Origin of the sequence: Myxococcus sp. AB036A (genome assembly GCF_006547355.1) — a bacterium.
Classification (GTDB): Bacteria; Myxococcota; Myxococcia; order Myxococcales; family Myxococcaceae; genus Myxococcus; species Myxococcus virescens.
On sequence record NZ_VHLC01000059.1, the window covers coordinates 1 to 18,270 of the forward strand.

Annotated in this window: 22 protein-coding genes and 1 pseudogene; 4 read left to right on the plus strand and 19 right to left on the minus strand. The window is 67.8% G+C overall.

What is annotated here, in order from left to right:
• Nucleotides 1–207: pseudogene (locus tag FL344_RS22945) on the plus strand (FHA domain-containing protein); the annotation flags it as partial.
• 86 nt (nucleotides 208–293) lie between these two features.
• On the opposite strand, the gene sctV reads toward FL344_RS22945, so the two are convergent.
• Entirely contained in the window at nucleotides 294–2,417 is a 2,124-nt protein-coding gene (gene sctV, locus FL344_RS22950) for a type III secretion system export apparatus subunit SctV (RefSeq protein ID WP_141592716.1), read from the minus strand.
• Between the two features lie 232 nt (nucleotides 2,418–2,649).
• Between sctV and FL344_RS22955 the strand changes: the two genes are divergently transcribed.
• Entirely contained in the window at nucleotides 2,650–3,447 is a 798-nt protein-coding gene (locus FL344_RS22955) for a carboxypeptidase-like regulatory domain-containing protein (RefSeq protein WP_228565294.1), read from the plus strand.
• 52 nt (nucleotides 3,448–3,499) lie between these two features.
• On the opposite strand, the gene FL344_RS22960 is transcribed toward FL344_RS22955, so the two are convergent.
• Nucleotides 3,500–3,964, minus strand: a complete 465-nt coding sequence (locus FL344_RS22960; RefSeq protein WP_141592718.1) for a tetratricopeptide repeat protein — start codon at nucleotides 3,962–3,964, stop codon at nucleotides 3,500–3,502.
• Nucleotides 3,965–4,221: 257 nt separating this feature from the next.
• Between FL344_RS22960 and FL344_RS22965 the strand changes: the two genes are divergently transcribed.
• Nucleotides 4,222–4,446: a hypothetical protein gene (locus tag FL344_RS22965; RefSeq protein WP_002640925.1), complete on the plus strand. Its 225-nt coding sequence runs from the start codon at nucleotides 4,222–4,224 to the stop codon at nucleotides 4,444–4,446.
• 171 nt (nucleotides 4,447–4,617) lie between these two features.
• Here FL344_RS22965 and FL344_RS22970 read toward each other — a convergent pair whose 3' ends face one another.
• Nucleotides 4,618–5,124 (minus strand): tetratricopeptide repeat protein, encoded by a 507-nt coding sequence (locus tag FL344_RS22970; RefSeq protein ID WP_225888784.1) that lies wholly within the window; start codon nucleotides 5,122–5,124, stop codon nucleotides 4,618–4,620.
• Between the two features lie 59 nt (nucleotides 5,125–5,183).
• Entirely contained in the window at nucleotides 5,184–6,350 is a 1,167-nt protein-coding gene (locus FL344_RS22975) for a DUF1521 domain-containing protein (RefSeq protein ID WP_141620017.1), read from the minus strand.
• A gap of 265 nt (nucleotides 6,351–6,615) precedes the next feature.
• On the opposite strand from FL344_RS22975, the gene FL344_RS22980 reads away from it, so the two are divergent.
• Nucleotides 6,616–6,840, plus strand: coding sequence for a hypothetical protein (locus FL344_RS22980; RefSeq protein WP_002640925.1), 225 nt, complete (start codon nucleotides 6,616–6,618; stop codon nucleotides 6,838–6,840).
• Between the two features lie 196 nt (nucleotides 6,841–7,036).
• On the opposite strand, the gene FL344_RS22985 is transcribed toward FL344_RS22980, so the two are convergent.
• From FL344_RS22985 to FL344_RS23055, 15 genes are all read right to left on the minus strand, one after another.
• Nucleotides 7,037–7,414, minus strand: a complete 378-nt coding sequence (locus tag FL344_RS22985) for a hypothetical protein (RefSeq protein ID WP_141592720.1) — start codon at nucleotides 7,412–7,414, stop codon at nucleotides 7,037–7,039.
• 99 nt (nucleotides 7,415–7,513) lie between these two features.
• Nucleotides 7,514–8,095: a hypothetical protein gene (locus FL344_RS22990; protein ID WP_090489465.1), complete on the minus strand. Its 582-nt coding sequence runs from the start codon at nucleotides 8,093–8,095 to the stop codon at nucleotides 7,514–7,516.
• A 93-nt stretch (nucleotides 8,096–8,188) separates the two neighbouring features.
• The gene (locus tag FL344_RS22995; RefSeq protein ID WP_011552527.1) at nucleotides 8,189–8,665 is read right to left on the minus strand and encodes a SycD/LcrH family type III secretion system chaperone; all 477 of its coding nucleotides are present in this window, start codon (nucleotides 8,663–8,665) and stop codon (nucleotides 8,189–8,191) included.
• 4 nt (nucleotides 8,666–8,669) lie between these two features.
• Nucleotides 8,670–9,149 (minus strand): hypothetical protein, encoded by a 480-nt coding sequence (locus FL344_RS23000; protein WP_141592722.1) that lies wholly within the window; start codon nucleotides 9,147–9,149, stop codon nucleotides 8,670–8,672.
• Nucleotides 9,150–9,196: 47 nt separating this feature from the next.
• Nucleotides 9,197–9,481, minus strand: a complete 285-nt coding sequence (locus tag FL344_RS23005) for an EscU/YscU/HrcU family type III secretion system export apparatus switch protein (protein WP_141620018.1) — start codon at nucleotides 9,479–9,481, stop codon at nucleotides 9,197–9,199.
• A gap of 43 nt (nucleotides 9,482–9,524) precedes the next feature.
• Nucleotides 9,525–10,604, minus strand: a complete 1,080-nt coding sequence (sctU, locus tag FL344_RS23010; protein WP_090489467.1) for a type III secretion system export apparatus subunit SctU — start codon at nucleotides 10,602–10,604, stop codon at nucleotides 9,525–9,527.
• 22 nt (nucleotides 10,605–10,626) lie between these two features.
• Nucleotides 10,627–11,445, minus strand: a complete 819-nt coding sequence (locus FL344_RS23015) for a flagellar biosynthetic protein FliR (protein ID WP_141592723.1) — start codon at nucleotides 11,443–11,445, stop codon at nucleotides 10,627–10,629.
• The gene (fliQ, locus tag FL344_RS23020) at nucleotides 11,442–11,705 is read right to left on the minus strand and encodes a flagellar biosynthesis protein FliQ (RefSeq protein WP_013939029.1); all 264 of its coding nucleotides are present in this window, start codon (nucleotides 11,703–11,705) and stop codon (nucleotides 11,442–11,444) included. The genes FL344_RS23015 and fliQ overlap by 4 nt, the downstream gene beginning before the upstream one ends.
• A gap of 12 nt (nucleotides 11,706–11,717) precedes the next feature.
• On the minus strand, nucleotides 11,718–12,542 hold the full coding sequence (gene sctR / locus FL344_RS23025) for a type III secretion system export apparatus subunit SctR (protein ID WP_020477619.1): 825 nt from the start codon (nucleotides 12,540–12,542) through the stop codon (nucleotides 11,718–11,720).
• A gap of 11 nt (nucleotides 12,543–12,553) precedes the next feature.
• Nucleotides 12,554–13,240: a flagellar biosynthetic protein FliO gene (locus tag FL344_RS23030; RefSeq protein ID WP_141620019.1), complete on the minus strand. Its 687-nt coding sequence runs from the start codon at nucleotides 13,238–13,240 to the stop codon at nucleotides 12,554–12,556.
• A gap of 118 nt (nucleotides 13,241–13,358) precedes the next feature.
• A complete protein-coding gene (gene sctQ, locus FL344_RS23035; RefSeq protein ID WP_141620020.1) occupies nucleotides 13,359–14,762 on the minus strand; it encodes a type III secretion system cytoplasmic ring protein SctQ in 1,404 nt (467 codons plus the stop codon).
• On the minus strand, nucleotides 14,759–15,667 hold the full coding sequence (locus tag FL344_RS23040) for a flagellar hook-length control protein FliK (RefSeq protein WP_141592726.1): 909 nt from the start codon (nucleotides 15,665–15,667) through the stop codon (nucleotides 14,759–14,761). Before FL344_RS23040 ends, sctQ begins: the two co-directional genes overlap by 4 nt.
• A 33-nt stretch (nucleotides 15,668–15,700) precedes the next feature.
• Nucleotides 15,701–16,189, minus strand: coding sequence for a flagellar assembly protein FliH (locus tag FL344_RS23045; protein ID WP_011552518.1), 489 nt, complete (start codon nucleotides 16,187–16,189; stop codon nucleotides 15,701–15,703).
• A gap of 51 nt (nucleotides 16,190–16,240) precedes the next feature.
• Nucleotides 16,241–17,554: a type III secretion system ATPase SctN gene (gene sctN / locus FL344_RS23050; protein ID WP_141592727.1), complete on the minus strand. Its 1,314-nt coding sequence runs from the start codon at nucleotides 17,552–17,554 to the stop codon at nucleotides 16,241–16,243.
• A gap of 24 nt (nucleotides 17,555–17,578) precedes the next feature.
• On the minus strand, nucleotides 17,579–18,250 hold the full coding sequence (locus FL344_RS23055) for a FliH/SctL family protein (protein ID WP_090489477.1): 672 nt from the start codon (nucleotides 18,248–18,250) through the stop codon (nucleotides 17,579–17,581).
• Nucleotides 18,251–18,270: the final 20 nt, after the last annotated feature.

Genomic DNA, 18,270 nt, shown 5'->3' on the forward strand with positions numbered 1-18,270 from the left:
GAGCCCGCGCCCCCGCCCGAGGAGCAGGTCTCCGAAGAGCCGCCCCCGCCGGTGTCGGCGGAGTACCCCATGCCGGATGAGCAGCCCGCCCAGCCGAGCGCGATGGCGGCGCTCAAGGACAAGGGGAAGCTCGTGCCCCTCGTGGTGATGAGCGTGGTGGGCCTGGTCTTCCTGGTGCTGATGATTGCCGTGCTCGCGGGCGCCTAGCGTCGCGAGCAGGGCCCTGCCCTCAGGAGAGAGCATTCCTTCCGCCCGCGCGTCCCTGTCACGCGCGGGCGGAGGTCCATCCGCGGCTATCGCGTGGAGATGCGCGCCACGGGCTGGATGTTCAGCTCGGGCGACAGCTCCTGGTAGCTGAGCACGGAGAACGACGGGTTGAACTCGTACTCCAGCAGCTTGCGGACGTAGCGGCGGATGTCCATGGCCGTGAGGATGACGGGCCGCTGCGCGCTGGGCGGCAGGTGGCCACACTCCGAACGCACGGCCTGGACGATTTCCTGCGCCAGCTCCGGCTCCAGCGCCAGGTGCGCGCCCGCGGAGGTCCGCTTCACCGAGCCGCGGATGGCGTCCTCGATGTTCGGGTCCAACAGGTACACCACCAGGGTGCCGGTGCCACGCGCGTACTTGTGGGAGATGTAGCGGCGCTGGGCCGCGCGGACATGCTCGGTGAGCATGACGTTGTCCGCCTCCACCTGCCCGTACTCGGCCAGGGCCTGGAGGATGCCGCGCAAGTCACGGATGGAGATCTCCTCCTCCACCAGGCGCTGGAGGATGTCCGTCAGCTTCAGCACGTTGACGACCTTGGGGACGACCTCCTTCACGATGGCGGGGAAGGCCTTCTCCAACTGCTCCAGCATCGTCTGCGTCTCCTGCACGCCGACGAACTCACGGGCGTTGCGCCGCAGCACGGCGGCGGTGTGCAGGATGATGTAGCCGGGCACGTCCCACGTCGTGAGGCCGGCGGCCTCCAGCGTGTCGCGGTACTGCTCGGGGACCCAGGCGGCGGGCTGCCGGGTGGCGGGGTTCACCGCCTCGAAACCCTGGATGTTCATCAGCCGCAGCCGGTCCACCGTGTCGTTCACCAGGACGTGGCCCAGCGTGGCCTGGCCGGTGACGACGGGCACCTCGTTGATTTGAATCTGGTACGCGCCCGGCGGTAGCGAGCCGTTGCCACGCGCGCGCACGCCCGGGAAGCGCACGCCCAGCTCCACGAAGAGGCCATCACGCATGAACGGGATGAGCTCGAAGAGGAACTTCCCGTTGTCCTGGCGCGAGTCGACGAAGGGGACCAGCGCGTCGGAGACCTCCAGGACGATGGGTGTGACGACGGGGATGAACAGCTCGGAGTCCGGATTGAGGGCTTCCTTGGGCGCGGGCTCCGATGCCATGGGCGTGCCCAGGTCCGTCTCCATGGCCGGGCCGGCATCCTCCGCCTCCACGGCCTGCTGCTGCTTCTTCAGCATCGTCCAGGCGCCCAGGCCCGCGCCGATGCCCAGCAGGAAGAAGGGAATCTTGGGCAGACCGGGCACCAGGCCCAGGACGATGAGCATGCCGGAAGCAATGGCGATGGCCTTCGGGTAGGCCGTCAGCTGGGAGCCCATGTCCATGCCCAGGTGATTGCCCTCTTCCTCACCCGCCACGCGCGTCACGATGATACCGGCGCAGGTGGAGACGAGGATGGCGGGAATCATGCCGACCAGACCGTCACCGATGGTGAGCAGCGTGTACTTCTGCGCCGCGTCGCCAGCGGACATGCCCTTCTGCGTCACGCCGATGATGAGGCCACCGACGATGTTGACGACGGTGATGATGATGCTCGCGATGGCGTCGCCCTTCACGAACTTCATGGCGCCGTCCATGGCGCCGAAGAGCTGGCTCTCACGCTCCAGGTCGCGGCGCTTCTTCTTGCCCTGGTCCTGGTCGATGGAGCCGGCCCGCAGGTCGGCGTCGATGGACATCTGCTTTCCGGGCATCGCGTCCAGGGTGAAGCGGGCGGCCACTTCGGCGACGCGCTCCGAGCCCTTGGAAATCACGATGAAGTTCACGATGACCAGGATGATGAAGAGGATGGCGCCGACGACGAAGTTGCCCTGCACCACGAAGTTTCCGAACGCCACCACCACCTCTCCCGGGTCACCGGTGAGGAGGATGAGACGCGTGGTGGAGATGGTGAGGGCCAACCGGAACATCGTGGTGATGAGCAGCAGCGTCGGGAACACCGACAAGTGCAGCGCCGCTGGCACGTAGAGGGACACGAGGAGCAGCACCACCGAGATGCTGATGTTCAGCGTCAGCAGCACGTCCAGCAGCAGCGTGGGCAGCGGGACGATCATCATCCCGACGATGGCCACGACCACCACGGCGAGGACGATGTCGGAGTACTTGGAGAGGAAGCTGTTCGAATTGGTGGCAGCCATCAGCGGTCAGGCATCCTAGGCCAACCCGGGTGCCTTCTGTCAGGGGGGGCGTCGCGAAGGGCCCCTCCCCCACGACGAAACCCGCCGTTCTCCCTCGGGCGGAAGCAGCCGGGCAGTCAACCGAAGTGGACATTCCTTCTTGCACCGCGCCCCGTCACGCGGGTTCATCCCCCTGTCGTGCCCTGCCGACCAGGAGGGCCGGGGCAGGCCACACGAAACCTGGGAGAACACGATGCGACTGAAGAATGCCTTGGGCAGGGGTCTTCCGCTGATGTTGCTGGGGGCGTCCCTGGCCTGTTCGGCCTGCTCGGACGGCGGCCCCAGCGGCCCTGGCCCCTCTGGTGAGAGGGAGAAGAACGTCGTCAAGGGCAAGGCCACGGACACCGCGGGCAAGCCCCTGGCGGGGGTGGAGGTGGTGGCCGACAATCAGGTCCTCTACGACTCCGACGTGGTGGGCGTGACGGGCGCGGACGGCACCTACCGGCTGGAGCTGGGCCAGGCGGCCACCACCTGGAACGCCAGCGCGCGGCTCAAGCGCGACTTCAACGGCCGCAGCTACACTTTCGAGCTGCACCCCAGCAACGCCACCCCCTTCGCGGGCAACGAGGGCGCCGTCCGGGACTTCAATTGGAAGCTGACCGGCGCGAAGCCCGAGGGCGGCGTCTACGGCAGCGGCGTCTACTTCGACCTCAGGGATTATGTCGATCCGTCCGACCCTGATCAGGCGGTGACGCGTGAGCACATCGAGCTGACCCTCACCCCCACGGGCCCCCTGGTGGACGGGAGTGCCGGCACCCCGAAGACGGCCCGAGGCAGCAACACGCCGGACGGCTTCGGGCTCCCGGACGTTGCCCTGGGGCGCTACACCGTGACGGGCCGCTACGCGCCGCCGGGCCAGGCCGTCCGCCCGCTCGTCGTGCGCGTGCAGGGCGAGGAGACCTACACCGAGTCCGTGACGGTCGACTTCAAGCCCGTCATCGAAGGCGGTGACGGTCCGTACCGCCTGGACGTGGAGCTGAAGTTCCCCTGAGCCCAAGGGCCAGGGAAGGCGGGCCGGGGCCTTCGAGCGGCCCCGCCCGCGCCTACGCCGCGCCGTCGGATTCGGAAGACGGCGACCCCTCGGCGCTCTCCAGCGCCGCGGCGGCCAGCATCCGGGCCCGGGCGCTGAGCGGATCCTGTCCTTCGGGATCCAGCCCCACCGCATGATTGAAGTCCCGGGCGGCCTCGTGGACCTTGCCGAGCCGCAGGTGGACTTCCCCGCGGTTGACGAAGGGCGTGAGGTCGGAGGGGTCCAGCTCGATGGCGCGGTTGAAGTAGGACTCGGCCAGGTCCAGGTCTTCCAGCGCCAGGTGGCAGGCGCCCAGCGCCGTCTGGAAGTAGGCCTCGGTGGGGTCCATGGCCGCCAGGGACTGGAACAAGGTCAGCGACTCACGGAAGCGGCCGTCCTGGAAGAGGTTGAAGCCTTCCGTGGCCCGTTCGAGCATCTCCGGGCCGGACAGGGGCTTCACGTCGTCGTTGGTCACCGTTGCCTTGGATTCAGTCGTCATCTGCACACATCCCTCACGAGGGCGGGAGGACGGCCCCGGAGCCGGTAGGGCAAGCGGTTCCGGGCGCCGGGAGCTTAGACTGTTATCGGCTTTTCCACCAAAACGGTGCGCCGCTTCGGAAGCGATATTCGCGCCGCCGCCGCGAAAAAAAGGATCAGAAAATGGGGAGGAAACTTCTGCCCCCCATTCTCCCATAATCCTTTTGTAAGCAGCGCCGCCGCAAACCACCCGCTTCCCAAACTTTCTGGAGAACGCAAATGACCACCGCCACCACCGCCGCCGCCGCCGCCACGAAGGCCCTCGGAGCCAGCCAGGGTCTCTCCGCCCTCGAGCAGAAGTCCCTCTCCGGTCTGACGGGTCCGGACCGTGAGCGCGCCGAGGCGCAGCTCATGCTCCAGAAGCAGCAGGAGGCCACCGCCTTCGTGGCCAACCTGATGAAGAAGCTCAACGAGATCGCGATGTCCGTCATCGGCAAGATCTAATCCTGCCGCTGTAACGCGACTCTCGGAGCCGGCTTCCCTCTCGGGATGCCGGCTCCTTGCTTTTGCGGGCTCGAGCGCCTCACCCGAAACGACGAAGCCCGGACTGCGCGACGACTCGCGCGGCCCGGGCCTGGTGCGTGTTGCGATGAAAAGGGGCATGCCCCCCGGGGCCTACCGGGACTTCTTCACCTGGTCGGCCTGCTGCTTGAGGGTGCGCAGCGTCGCGTGGGCGCGCTGCGTGGCACGGCGCTTGAGGCCCGGGTCCAGCTGGATGGCCTTGCTGAGGTCCGCGAGCGCCTCGGGAACATTGCCCCGGCGCAGCTGGATTTCACCCCGGCCGACCAGCGCGTCCACGTGGCCGTCGTTGAACTGGAGCGCCAGCCGGAAGGCGTCGAACGCCTCGTCGAAGCGCTCCAGCGTCATGAGCGTCGCCCCGAGCTGCGCGTGGAAGACGGCGTCGGTGGGCGAGGCGGCCACGAGGCCCTGGAAGATCTGCAGGGCCTGCTGCGAGCTGCCCGCCTGGAGGAGCTGATAGGCCTTGTCCGCCCAGGCGTAGAGCTGCGTGTTGGAGAGGTTGAGGAACTGCCCCAGGGTGATTTCGCCGCGGATCACCGCCTCGGCGAGTGCTTCCGGGACGACGACCTTCTCTTTTTCACCCCTGGGGGCGGAGTCACTCACGACAGCCTCGAGAAGGGCCAGGAAGTCCCCCACCTGGCCCGATGAAGTACGTCCAGCGGCTAGAACGACTGGGGACCGCGGAAGCGGACCATATCATTCAGCTTGGACAGCTTCTCCAGCGTCCCGAACATGTCACCCAGCGCCTTGAAGGACTGGGTCAGCCCGGACTTGTGCTGGTTCTTGTCGTAGGCGCCGAAGAGGTCGTCCGCCTTGCGGAACGGGTTGAAGCCGTTCGCATTGGTGTTCTTGAGCTGGTCGAACACCTTGCTGATGGAGTCGAACGTCTCGTTCAGCTTGTTCAGCTCGGGCTTGGCACTGCTCATGTCCCAGGGCAGCGGCTTCGCCTGGGGCAGGTTGGTGTTCATGTCCCAGTTCTGGGCCACCTCACCCGCCGCGGGGGAGTCCGCCGCCGCCGAGTAGTTGAAGGCCATGGTGCGCCGCTCGGTGATGACGGCCTCGCCCACCTTGTGCACGTCGCCGCCGTTCTCATGGCCGACAATCTCCTTGCCATGGAACGTCCAGTCGGCCGCGTTCTGCCCCATGTGGAAGACGTCCGCGGACTGGTTCGAGTGGAAGCGGACGACCTCGTCCATGCCCTTGTTGGTGACCTGGCCGACCTTGCCCTTGCCCTTGTCGATGTCCGTCACGCGCACGTGGCTGTCGCCGTAGACGACGTCCAGCTGGCCCGTCACCGTCATGCCGTTGCCCCAGGGCTTGCAGGAGCAGTTGATGCGGGTGCCGTCGCCCAGGACGAAGGACGTGTCGCGCTTGAAGTCGAACTTGCCGCCGTCGCTCTCGTCGACGTGCGGATCACCCCAGACGCGGGTGTTCTTGCCGTCCGGCCCCGTCACGCGCCACTCGAACTGGCCCAGCTGCTCGATGGTGTAGCCGCCCGGGGTGGTGATCTTCCCGGTGCCCTCTTCCACCTTCAGGGAGTTGGCCTCGCGCACCGCGTCCAGGGGGTTGGGACGCTCGGCGGGGAAGGCGGCGTTGGTGCCCGTCGCACCCGCCTGCTTCGTGGAGGCAGCGGCCTGGGACATCTGATCCACGGCCTTGCCGGCGACGTTCACCGCCTTGCCCGCCAGGTCAACGGCCTTCTCCACCAGATTCAGCGTCGACTCGATGAGCTGCGCGTTGCGCGCGATCGTCGAGGTGTTGACGTTGCCCGCGCCCTGCGTCGTGGCGAGTTGCCGGTTACCGCCAACTCCGCCGATGCCGTTCGACATATTCGGTGCTCCCTAAGGAGGGGGGAAATGTTCGATGCTGCTTCACCGTGATTTTCGGTGTTCAGCGCTGGGAGTTTCGCCTCGGTGCGTCGCTTTTCTTAAAAAGAAGGTACGAGCCGATCACTCGGGGCGGGGGCACCTCTTGCCAGGGCGGGAAAAAGAATCAGAAAATCCCGAGGAAACTTCCGGCCCCCATTCTCCCATAATCCTTTTGTAAGCAGCGCCGCCGCAAACCACCCGCTTCCCAAACTTTCTGGAGAACGCCATGACCACCGCCACCACCGCCGCCGCCGCCGCCACGAAGGCCCTCGGAGCCAGCCAGGGTCTCTCCGCCCTCGAGCAGAAGTCCCTCTCCGGCCTGACGGGTCCGGACCGTGAGCGCGCCGAGGCGCAGCTCATGCTCCAGAAGCAGCAGGAGGCCACCGCCTTCGTGGCCAACCTGATGAAGAAGCTCAACGAGATCGCGATGTCCGTCATCGGCAAGATCTAATCCTGCCGCTGTAACGCGACTCTCGGAGCCGGCTTCCCTCTCGGGATGCCGGCTCCTTGCTTTTGCGGGCTCGAGCGGGCCCCAGCACAACCCACTCCCCTTCCCCAGCACCCCGCAAAGCAAAACCGCCGCTCCGGTCAAAGACCCGGGCGGCGGCTTCAAGGACAGGCGTGCAGCGGGGCCGCTCGCGGTCGGGCTACTCGCCCCACATGTCCTTGAGGAGCTCCTTGCGGCGGCTCATCAACTTCCCGAAGAAGTTGTCGTCCCGCATCTTCTGGAACATCGCGTTCGTCTCGTGCTTCTTCGTCGTCGACTCGGCGTGCGACTTGACGTCGTCGGCGGAGGCGTTCGGGTTGCTCTTGAGGAAGGCCTCCATCTCGCCCTGGACCTTCTCCTTCACCGTGTTGATCCGGCCTTCGCCCAGGTACTGGAGGCTGCCCTTGATCTCCGGCTCGTTCATCCGGTCCATGGCGGAGTTCAGCACGCCCTCCCACGCCTGCTTCTGGGCCTCGGGGGTCGTCGTCGTCGACTTGCGCGTCGTCGCGGACGCGTTGTTCGCAATCTTGGTGGTCACGGGGAAATCTCCTCGGAAGAAAAGAACGTCTCGAGGGAGTTATCGTCGGCGCCGGGCCCCAAGTTGCGTCCCTCGGGCCCAGGCGCCGACGCGGTGCGACTAGCCCTTGAGCTTGCCCAGGCTGGGGTTCTTCATCCAGGCCTTGAAGGACTCCAGGTCCTTCTGCTCGGCCTTGACGTCCGGCGGCGCGGCCGGCGGAGGCGGCACGTCCCCCGTCAACGACGCGTGCTTCTTGCTGCTCGTCTCAAAGGCGTCCTTCGCGCCACCCGGCCCGGCGGGGGCCTTGGGCGCGGCGGCCGGCGCCGCCGTGGCGGCCGGCGCGGCGGCAGCGGCCTCGTCGGTGGAGAAGCCACGGGCGTTCAGGTACGCCTGCATCCACTCCACGGACTCCACCAGCACGGGCGGCATGGTGGCCAGGGCCGGCGTCTTCGTCGCCTCGTTCAGGTGCCGGGTAAAGGCGTCCTTCACGTCCTGGTAGAGCTGGAAGCTCAGCGAAGCACCGGGCTTGGTGTTGCCCAGCAGCGCGGACATCTTCCGCATCACCTGCTGCAGCGTACCCGTCGCGGACTTCGCCTGGTTCTCCAGCTCGGTGACGAGACGCTCGCGCTTGGCGACCAGTTCGGGCGGGGCCTCCGGAGGCATCTGGGCGGGAACGCGCGGATCAGGATTCGGGTTCGACATGTCAACGACCTCCCTGACGACGAAGAATTGAGCGTCGGGCAGCCTACCAGACTCCCCGGAAGAACAGTCGACTCCGGATGTGAAATGCGGCTGTCAGCGGCGGCTCAGGGCGGAGATCATGGCCGCCGCCTTGCGCACCACGGGGTCATCCCCCGGCTGCATCGCCGCCGCCCGGCGCAGATCCTCCAGCGCCTGGGGCTTCTGACCCATGGCCAGCTTCACTTCCGCGCGCCCCACGTAGACGGACGGATCATGCGGCGTCAGCTTGGCCGCCACGTCGAAGGCCGCCAGCGCCCCCTGCCCGTTCCCGGCCGCCATCTCCACCACGCCCAGGGCCTTGGCGAAGTAGGCGTCCGTCGGGTTGACGGCATACAGGCCCTGGAAGAGCGTGCGCGCCTCGCTCACCCGGCCTTGATAGAAGAAGTAGTAGGCCGTCTTGGCGATGGCGTAGAGCTCTTCGTCCGAGTAGCCACGCACGTCCCGCAGCGTGGCCTTGCCATCCGCCCAGCGCTGCAGGAGCGTGTCCAGCTTCGCCTCGTCCTTTGGATCATCCGGGTCCAGGGCCGCCATGACGCTAGTAGCCCTCGTCCTTCTGCGCGTCCCACATGCGTCGGATGATCTCCTTCGTCTCCTCGTTCACCTGATCCACCAGGGAGAGCATGGCGGACTCGCGGTGCAGCAGCGCCTTGAGCCGCTCCAGCCGGTCGGGCGCCGCCTTCACCTTGCCCAGGCCCCGCTCCAGCATCCGGCGCTGGTCCTCGTGCCCCCGGCCCGCCACGCTGGACAGGTGGGGCCGGTCGCTGAAGCGCTCCAGGTCCGCGTCATGCCCGCCGGGGTGCGGCGGCAGCGGCAGGCGGAGCTCCTCAGAGGAGTGCGCCGGCCCGATGAAGTCCAGCAGCGCCGCGGACGCGAGCGCCGGGTTCTTCGGGTTGCCCGTCTTGCGGAGCTTCTTCCGGTCGACCTGCGCCGGGTCGACGAGCCGCTCACGGACGCTGCGGGGACCGCCCCAGGGCCACAGGGACGTATTCGGAGGCGGATTGTTGATTCTGGCCATCGTGATACCGAACCTCACTCCAGATGGGTGGGGGACGTCCAGCCCCCCTAGCGCCTGGCAGCCGCGGCCGCCTGCTCACGTTGCAGTTCGTAGACGAAGTTCAGGACCTCGGCCACGGCGTCATACAGCTCCTCGGGGACCTCCTGGCCCACCGCCACGCGGTAGAGCGCATTGGCCAGGTTCACGTTCCGCATGAGGGGGATGTTGTGCTCGCGGGCAATCTCGCGAATCTTCTCCGCCTTGAGCCGCATGCCCTTGGCCACCACGCGCGGCGCGCCGTCCTTCTCCTTGTCGTACTTCAACGCGATGGCGATTTCGGCGTCGTCACTCATGGAAGGCCCCGTTGTCCCTGCATGATAGCCACACCCGGCCTCCTCACGCGCGGCCCTCGGGGGCTGGCTGGCCGGACTTCAAGCCGTAGACGAAGTTGAGGACCTCGGCGACCGCGTCGTACAGCTCCTCCGGGACTTCGTGCCCCACCTCCACCCGCAGCAGGGCGTGGGCTAGGGGCACGTTGCGCAGCGTGGGCACGTCCTGCTCGCGGGCAATCGCCTTGATGCGCTCGGCCTTGAAGTCGATGCCCCGGGCCAGCACGCGCGGCGCGCCATCCTTCTCCCGGTCGTACTTGAGGGCCACCGCCACGTGGTCCGGGTTCGTGACGATGACGTCGGCCTCGCGCACGGCCTCCATCTGCGCACCTTCCATGATCTCCTGGTGCATCTCCTTGCGCTTGGCCTTGTGGTGCGGGTCACCCTCGCTCTGCTTGTACTCCTTCTTCACCTCCTCCTTCGTCATCATCATGTCCTTCATGAAGGACTTGCGCTGCCACCAGACGTCGAAGACGCCGAAGAGGACGAAGAGGAGCGCCACCCGCGTGGCCACGCGCGTCACCAGCTCTCCCATGATGGCCATGATGCCGCGCGTGTCCTGCCGCAGCGTTTCGGCCACCATGGGCATGGAGTCGCGCACCACGCCGTAGACGACGTAGGCGGTGACGGAGATTTTGATGAGGTTCTTCAGCAGTTCAACAATCGCCTTCTTGTTGAACAGGTTCTTCATTCCTTGGATGGGATTGAGCTTCTCCATCTTCGGAATCAGCGGATCCATGGTGAAGAGCGTCCCCACCTGGAGGTACTCCATCAGCCCGCCGACAATGGCTCCGCCCGCCAGCACCGGCAGCGACACCAGCAACACCGCGCGCACGCCCAGGTAGAGCAGCTGCCCGGTGGCCACCGACAGGTCTACGGGATTCGTCAGGTGGTCGAAGGAGAACAGGAAGAGCGACGTCAGCTCCGTCTCCAGCATGTCCCAGCTGCCTTTGACGGCGGCCAGCCCCACCAGGAGCACGCCCACGCCGCTGAGGTCCTTGCTCTTCCAGACCTGCCCCTTCTTGCGTGAGTCATCCAGCTTCTTCTGGGATGGCTCTTCTGTTTTTTCGCCGCTCTCGTCCGACATGGCGCGTCCCGGATGAAGAGGCTCAGGACAAGAGCCGCAGGGCTTGGTTGAGGGTCCGCAGCATGACGACCATCTCCCCCTGCATGCGGTCCACCAGGGCGCCGAGCACCAGGAAGACGAGCAGCACGCTCACCAGGGGCTTGACGGACATGGAGATGAAGAACACCTGGATTTGCGGCGCCACGCGGTTGATGGCGCCCAGCGCCACGTCGGTGAGGAAGGTCGCCAGCATCGCCGGAGCGGCCAGCGCCAGGCTCACCCGGAGCAGGTCCGCGAACACGCGAAGAATCAGGTCGAAGAAGGGCCACGGCCCGTCGTGGAAGCGCGGGAAGCCGTCCAGCGGCACCGCCACCAGGCTGTCCGCCAGCGCTTCGATGACCAGGTGGTGCCCGTTCAGCGTGAGGAACAGCACCACCGCCAGCTGCACCTTGAAGCTGGAGAACAGCGTCACCTGCTGCCCGAGCTGGGGCACGTACAGCTGCGCGTTGTTGCTGCCGGACATGGTGTCCACCAGGTTGCCGGCCACGCGCGCGGCTTCGAACAGCGTGTTGACGACGAAGGCGATGGTGAAGCCGACGAACACCTCCTTCGCCATCAGCGCGATGTACGGCAAGGCGCTCAGGGGGATGGACGTCACCGAGCCCGCGATGAGGGGATAGAGGACGATGGAGAGCGTCAGCCCGACGCCCATCTTCAGCTCGGTGGGGACCACCTCGCCGCCGAGGAAGGGGCTGAAGATGAGCACGGGCATCACCCGGCACATCACCAGCGCCACCGTGAAGATGACGGCCGAGACGTTGGCCCGGGTGCCCAGCTCTGCGACGAGGTCCGCGACGTTCATTTGATGAGCGCTGGGAACCTGTCGAAGACGTGGAACGTGAAGCGCACCAGCTGGCTTCCAATCCAGGGGCCGGCCAACGCGAGGATGCCGAACACGGCGACGACCTTCGGCGCGAAGGTGAGCGTCTGCTCCTGGATCTGCGTGGTGGCCTGGAACAGGGAGATGATGAACCCCACCAACAGGCTCATCAGCACCGGCGGCGCCGACGCGACGAGCACCAGGAACAGGGCCTCCTGGGTGATGAACGTGAGCTGATTCATGGAGCCATCTCCCTACAGGTAGCCGACGACCAGGCCCTTGGCGATGAGATACCAGCCGTCCACGAGCACGAACAGCAGCAGCTTGAACGGCATGGAGATGGTGGTCGGTGACAACATGTGCATGCCGAGCGCCAGCAGGATGTTGGCCACCACCATGTCGATGACGATGAACGGCACGAACAAGAGGAAACCTATCTGGAAGGCCTCCTTGAGTTCGGACACCACGAAGGCCGGGATGATGACCATGAAGTCATTGCTCTCCACGGCGTCGCGGTCCTCGCCCTTGCGCATCTTCTTGGCGAGGTTGAAGAAGAGCGCCCGGTCCTTGGTGGTGACCTTCTTGATGAGCCACTCGCGCAGCGGCTCCTTGGACTTGTTGGCGGCGCCCAGCATCGAGCCCACCGTCTCCGAGGAGAACACGCCGGGGCCCTTGGCCCAGATGTCCAGGCCGGCCGCGCGGTACATCTGCTGGCCCACCGGGGCCATGATGTAGACGGTGAGGATGATGGCCAGGCCGGTGATGACCTGGGTGGGCGGAATCTGCTGCGTGCCCAGCGCCGAGCGGACGATGGAGAGCACCACCGAAATCTTCACGAAGCTGGTCGCCATCATCAGCGCGAAGGGCACCAGGCCCATGGCCGCGAGCGCCAGGATGAGGATGAGCGGGCGCGAGGCGAACGAGTCGCTGTTGACGGCCTCGTTGACCACCGAGTCGGGGATGGCCGCGCCCCCGCGCTTCTGAGCGAGCGCGGCGAAGGGATGAACGGCGACCACGGCCGCGAACAGCCAGGGCGGGACGCGCGGGAGACGGGAACGGGCGGAGGAAGGGAGGTTCACGGGCACGGTCGTCAGGAGCCGGGGGGCTGGGAAGGCGGGCCACCACTGCGGCGGGAGAGGAGCTTCTGGAGGAATGGGCTCAGTGGAACTGCATTCGTCTGCGGGCGCTGCGCGCGGATGCGCTCCACCGCCTCCACATCCAGCTTCGACAACAGTTGCAAGCCGCCCTCGCCGCCGCCCAACAGCAGGTATTCATCCGCGGCCTTCACCACGAAGAGGCTGCGGCGCTGGTCCAGGGGCAGCCGCTCCACCACGGAGACCAGGGGCTGACGGCCCGCGGCCGTCCCCTGAAGCCCCATCAGCTTGCGCAGTCCCACGTTCAGCGTCAGGTAGATGGACGCAACCACCACGCCCAGCACGAGCAGCGTGCGCACCAGCGTCCAGCCCAGGCTGTCCGTTTCCTCGGACTCCGACAGGGTGTCCCCGCCCGCGCCGCTCCGGGCCGCCTTCGCGGACTCGCGAGCAGACAGCTCCGCGTCCAGGGCCCGGTCCGCTTCCAGCAACTCGACGTCGGCCGTGGGGTCCGCCTTCTCAGCGGCCAGTGCTGGCGTCGCGGGCGAAACAACCGCGGGTGCCGGCGGCTGGGCAGGCTCCGCGGGAGGCACCACCGGCTTCACGGAGGGTGCGGACGTGGACGGAGCCTGGGCCATGGCGGCGGGCGGCGCGAACACCAGCGCGACACCAAGCAACAGGCGCATGAGGGGGGGACGGAGGACTGCCATGGCTGGGCGCGAGGCTAGTGCATCGGCCGGAGGACCGCCACGGGCCCACGCCCGGCCGGCCGCTCCTGCTCGCCTGCCCTGCCCCGACTGGGACTCAGCTCGCCAGGGTGATGATGCGCACGCCGAGCTGGCCTTCCAACTCCACCAGCTCACCCCGGGCCACCACCTTGCCGTTGACGGACAGCTCCACCGGCTCTCCCGGCCCCCGGTTCAGCTCGAGGACCTGACCGGTGCGCAGCCCCACCACCTGCTGCGCGGTAACGGGCACGCGCGCCAGCTCCACCGCAATCTGCAGGGGCACGTCTCCGAGCAGGTCGCTTCCGTCCGGCTTGCTCACATCGTCCAAGGCCGCCCCTTCCAGTTCCGGAGGCACGTCCAGCTCCGGGTTCGTGAAGTCCTCTTCTTCATCCCCAGGCTCCGCGCTCGCCTCGTCCGCGGAGCCCGGGTGGCCCGGCTCTCCTTGAACGAAATCGGTGATGCGCGCCTGGTAGCGCCCGTCCTCGCCGACGAACACCTCCGCCTCGGCCCACCCCGCCGTCCCCTTCCCCACCCGCAGCCGCGCGGTGCCTGCCTCGCCCTTGTCCGTGCGCGCCGACAACGCGTCCACCAGCAGCACGTCCTTCACCCGCAGGCTCGCCAGGTCCTGGCCGGAAATCTCCGCCGAGCCAATCTCCGCGCGCAGCCAGCTGCGCACCGCCGACAGGCGGCTCGCGAAGGACTCCAGGTCCGCCTTCACCCGGGCCCGCCGCTGCGTGCTCTCCACCGCCGGCTCTGCCGCGTCCAGCACCGCCGCGGGCACCACCAGCCGCACCATGCCGCTGTGCGGTCCCAGCGTCGCTTGCAGGTGGACCGCCAGCATGGGGCCATCATCCCCCAGCCGCGCGGAGACCTCGTCCACACCCCGCGCCACGCCGTCCAACCGGGGGCGCGGCACCGCCGTCTGCAGCCCGGGCACCAGCAGCTTGAGCCCCTCGAGGACGACGTAGGCCATCACGCCCTCCTCGATGTCCGTCAGCGGCCGCAGGCCCACCGTCTCACCGGCGCCGCCCAGCAGCAGGTCCACCGCCACGTGTGCCAGCGCGAGCTCCACCTCCAGCACCGCCCGGCCCTGGAGCGCCCCGGGCGCGAGGACCGCCAGGAAGGTGGGGTCGCCCAGGAAGCGCCGCAGCTCCGCCATGGGCCGCACCTGGACGGACTCCACCGTCAGGCGCACCTCCGCGTCGAACAGCTCCGTGAGCCGAGCCGCCACGGCCACCGTCGTGCCGTCCGCGGGCGTCAGCCACCGCAAGCGCTCCGCGAGCAGCCCCTGGGCCCGGGAGACCTTCTCCAGGTTCCGGAAAGTGAAGGGCCGCCAGCGCCGCTCCTGGCTGGCGGGTGGCTCCTGGGATGCCGGGGACTCCTGCGGAGGCTCCTGGCGCGAAGGCCGGAGCTGGCTCAGGTCCACCAGCATCGTGCGCTCGTGGACGCCCGATCCTTCGTCCTCGGATTCGAGACTCATGCCTTCGCCTCGAAGCGGACGTCTTCAAGCCGGAGCCCACGGCCACTGAGCGCGGTCCGCAGTCCCTCGCTGGCGCCTTCGAGCTGCTTGAGCACCTCGCGGTTGCTGCCGCTGAAGGTGGCCGAAATCTTCCCGTTCCGGGCGCTGACCTTGATGGACAGACCGCTGAGCACGTCGCCCCGCAGGTCGATCTGGAACTCCGCGTTGCCCGCGGCGTTGGTGCCCACGCGGACGCGGTCGACAATCTTCTGCGCAATCTCGGTGGCCAGGGCCCGCAGGCGCTCCGAGCCCGCGGTGTCCTTGGGCTTGGCCACGGGCACCGGCGCCATCAGCGCGGGGTTGAAGCGGAAGCCGGGGGCGATGGACTCCGACCCGCCTTCCTTCTTGTCCTTGCCACCGCCACTGCCCTTGCCGCCGCCCGCGTCGGCATCCGCCCGGATGGCGGCGCCCCGCTCGGAGCTGACCTGCCCCAGGGAGGACTCCGCCTTGCCCAGGTCCTTCTCGCGGCTCTCGGAGGTCCGCTTCTCGTCGGTGCGCCGGGCGTCCCGGGCGTCCGACGCGCGCGAGCCGCCACGAGCCTCCGCGGCCTGCCCCTGAGCCTGGGCCTGCGGCTGGGCCAGTTCCTTCATGGCGGGCTGCTGGTCCTGCTGCACCCGCTCACCAAACGTCTTGCCCTGCTGGGTGGCCCGCGCGAGCACGGCGCGCGCCAGACCGCCCTGTTGCTGCTGGGGCTGCGCGGGCGCCGGGCCCGGCGACGGAGGCGGCTGCTGGGCCTGTTGCATCAGCCGCTGGAAGGCGGAAGCCCCCTCCTGGCGCTTCTTGGCCTGGCCCTCGGCGAGCTTCTTCTCCTGGAGGAGGCGCTCGGCCATGCGCGCTGCTTCGCGATCGTCGTCAACTCGGCTCATGACGTCATTCCAGGGGGATGGGGAGGGCGCAGGTTACTTGCGCTGGCGCGCCAGGAACAAGGCGTTGCCAATCTCCTCCTGGTTCAGTTCCTCACGCTGCTGTCGCTCGTACTTCACCTGCTTCTGCCAGTTCTCTCGGTGCTTCTCGATGGCCTTCAGCTCCTTCGCCGCCTCGGCCATCTCCCGCCGGCGCTGCTCCACCAGCCGTTCGGCCACCTTGACGGCCTCCCGCTGGCGCTCGACCTCCAGCGCCACCTGCGCCTCTTCGTCCTTCAGGCGCTCCTCGAAGCGGTTCATCATGTTCATGCCGTTGATGCCGGCACCCTTGAACATGACCTCCTTCAGGTAGGCGGCCACCTTCGCCTTGCGCTCGCGCTTGCGCTGCTCCAGGTCGTCGATGAGACGCTGGAGCTCCGCCTTCTCCTTCTCCAGCGCCTTGATGGCGGAGGAAAAGGCCTGCTCCGCCTCTTCCTTGGCCCGGGCGCGCATGTCCTGCAGGGCCTGCAACCGGTACGGGGGCATGTTGGCCCCATCCTAACCCGGAATCCCCGCCGCGCACCCCTGGCCAACGCCTTACTCGTCGAACAGGGCGATCAGCTGCTCCACCGTCTCCTCGAACCCGGAGTTGGAGTGGGTGTCCTGCTTGAGGAAGTCGATGATGGCGTCGTACTTGTCGATGGCCTGATCCGTGCGGGGATCCGTCCCGTACTGGTAGGCCCCCAGGAGGATGAGGTCGCGCTGCTTCTCATACGTGGACAGCAGCTCTCGCAGCCGTCCCGCCGCCTTCTTGTGGTCCTTGGAGACGATGCCGCTCATCACACGGCTGAGGCTGGCGAGCACGTCCATCGCGGGCCACTGGTTGCGCTCACCCAGGGCACGGTTGAGGATGAAGTGGCCGTCGAGAATACCGCGGACCTCGTCGGCGATGGGCTCTTCCATGTCACCGCCGGCCACGAGGCAGGTGTAGATGGCGGTGCACTTGCCCTTCTCCGAGTTGCCCGTGCGCTCCAGGATGCGCGGCAGCATGGAGAACACGCTCGGCGGATAACCCTGACGGGCCGGGGGCTCACCCACGGCGAGGCCAATCTCACGCTGGGCACGCGCCAGACGCGTCACGGTATCCAGCATGAAGAGCACGTTGCCGCCGCGCTCGCGGAAGTACTCCGCGATGGCGGTGGCGACATAGGCCGCGCGCAGACGCACGAGGCTGGGCTGGTCAGAGGTGGCGCACACCAGCACGGAGCGCTTCATGCCCTCCTCGCCCATGGCGTCTTCGATGAACTCACGGACTTCGCGGCCACGCTCGCCGATGAGCGCCACCACACAGAGGTCCGCTTGGGTGTTCCGGGCAATCTGCCCCATCAGCGTGGACTTGCCGACGCCGGAGCCGGCGAAGAGGCCCACGCGCTGGCCCTCCCCCACCGTGAGCAGCCCGTCGATGCAGCGCACGCCCAGGGGCAGTGGCCGCTCGATGCGCTGGCGGGTGAAGGGGTCCGGGCAGTCGCGGTCCACGGACCAGTCGATGAGGCCCTCCTCCGGCAACGGCTGGCCGTCCATGGGCTCGCCGATTCCGTTGAGCACGCGGCCCAGCAGCGCCTCTCCGCACTTGATGCTCAGCGGCTTGCCGGTGGGGATGACCTCGCTGTCCGGACCGATGCCGTGCAGCTCGCCCAGGGGCATGAGCATCACCTCATCCCCCTGGAAGCCCACCACCTCCGCCTTCACCGCGCCGCGGTTGCGGCTCTTGATGAGCACCAGCTCGCCCACGCGGACGTTGGGCACGCTGGCCTTGATGATGAGGCCCGTCAACTCCGTGACGCGGCCGCGCACGCGCACGACCTGCGCTTCCTTGATGAGGTCGAAGTACCGCGAGAGGTCAATGGCCATGGGCGAGTCCCTTGACGCTCCGGCTCAAGCCGGCCCTTCCTTGCGCGCGGTGTCCGGCAACAGGACGTTCTGGAGCATCTCCAGCTGCGTGGGGAGCTGTGCGTCCACCGTGCCGAACTCCGTCTGGACGATGCAGCCCACGGGGGCCACCTCGGGGTCCTCCTTGATGGCCAGGTCCACCGCGCGGCCGATGAGCTCCATCAGGACCGGCTTCTTCGCGCGGAGCACGGCGGCCGTCTTCGGGTGGACCCGCAGAATCATGGAGCGGGCACTGCGCAGGTTCTCGATGGCCGCGGCGCACAGCTCCACCATCAGCTCCGGGTCCTTCTCCAGGCTCCGGCCGATGATCTTCTCCGCCACCTTGAGCGACAGCGCGATGACGTCCTGCTCGTGGCCGGTCAGCACCTCCCCCGCCTGCATCTTCGCGCGAAGGATGATTTCGGTGGCCTGCGCCAGGCCTTCCTGACGGCCCTGCTCACGCGTCTTGGCGAGGAGCTCCTCGCGCTCGCGCTGCGCCTCCGCGAGGATGCGCTCCTTCTCGCGCTGCGCCTCCTCCAGGATGGCCGACGCGCCCTGACGGGCCTCGAAGACCTCGGCGTTCATCACCCCCGCGCGGGGAGGCCGCAGCACGGGACGCTCGGGCGCGTGCGCCGGCTCCGCCGTCCCATCACCTCGAATCACCTTGCCGATCGCCATGGGCCGCTCCTTGCGGGCCG

Bases quoted from the DNA above. Each gene is read 5' to 3' on its own strand.
- FL344_RS22955 (WP_228565294.1), top strand. From the start codon at position 2,650: ATGCGACTGAAGAATGCCTTGGGCAGGGGTCTTCCGCTGATGTTGCTG.
- FL344_RS23045 (WP_011552518.1), bottom strand. From the start codon at position 16,189: ATGCCCCCGTACCGGTTGCAGGCCCTGCAGGACATGCGCGCCCGGGCC.
- sctN (WP_141592727.1), bottom strand. From the start codon at position 17,554: ATGGCCATTGACCTCTCGCGGTACTTCGACCTCATCAAGGAAGCGCAG.
- FL344_RS23040 (WP_141592726.1), bottom strand. From the start codon at position 15,667: ATGAGCCGAGTTGACGACGATCGCGAAGCAGCGCGCATGGCCGAGCGC.
- sctV (WP_141592716.1), bottom strand. From the start codon at position 2,417: ATGGCTGCCACCAATTCGAACAGCTTCCTCTCCAAGTACTCCGACATC.
- FL344_RS23055 (WP_090489477.1), bottom strand. From the start codon at position 18,250: ATGGCGATCGGCAAGGTGATTCGAGGTGATGGGACGGCGGAGCCGGCG.
- FL344_RS22990 (WP_090489465.1), bottom strand. From the start codon at position 8,095: ATGTCGAACCCGAATCCTGATCCGCGCGTTCCCGCCCAGATGCCTCCG.
- FL344_RS23000 (WP_141592722.1), bottom strand. From the start codon at position 9,149: ATGGCCAGAATCAACAATCCGCCTCCGAATACGTCCCTGTGGCCCTGG.
- sctU (WP_090489467.1), bottom strand. From the start codon at position 10,604: ATGTCGGACGAGAGCGGCGAAAAAACAGAAGAGCCATCCCAGAAGAAG.
- FL344_RS22980 (WP_002640925.1), top strand. From the start codon at position 6,616: ATGACCACCGCCACCACCGCCGCCGCCGCCGCCACGAAGGCCCTCGGA.
- FL344_RS22975 (WP_141620017.1), bottom strand. From the start codon at position 6,350: ATGTCGAACGGCATCGGCGGAGTTGGCGGTAACCGGCAACTCGCCACG.
- sctQ (WP_141620020.1), bottom strand. From the start codon at position 14,762: ATGAGTCTCGAATCCGAGGACGAAGGATCGGGCGTCCACGAGCGCACG.
- FL344_RS22965 (WP_002640925.1), top strand. From the start codon at position 4,222: ATGACCACCGCCACCACCGCCGCCGCCGCCGCCACGAAGGCCCTCGGA.
- FL344_RS23005 (WP_141620018.1), bottom strand. From the start codon at position 9,481: ATGAGTGACGACGCCGAAATCGCCATCGCGTTGAAGTACGACAAGGAG.
- FL344_RS22995 (WP_011552527.1), bottom strand. From the start codon at position 8,665: ATGGCGGCCCTGGACCCGGATGATCCAAAGGACGAGGCGAAGCTGGAC.
- FL344_RS23015 (WP_141592723.1), bottom strand. From the start codon at position 11,445: ATGAACGTCGCGGACCTCGTCGCAGAGCTGGGCACCCGGGCCAACGTC.
- fliQ (WP_013939029.1), bottom strand. From the start codon at position 11,705: ATGAATCAGCTCACGTTCATCACCCAGGAGGCCCTGTTCCTGGTGCTC.
- FL344_RS23030 (WP_141620019.1), bottom strand. From the start codon at position 13,240: ATGCGCCTGTTGCTTGGTGTCGCGCTGGTGTTCGCGCCGCCCGCCGCC.
- FL344_RS22960 (WP_141592718.1), bottom strand. From the start codon at position 3,964: ATGACGACTGAATCCAAGGCAACGGTGACCAACGACGACGTGAAGCCC.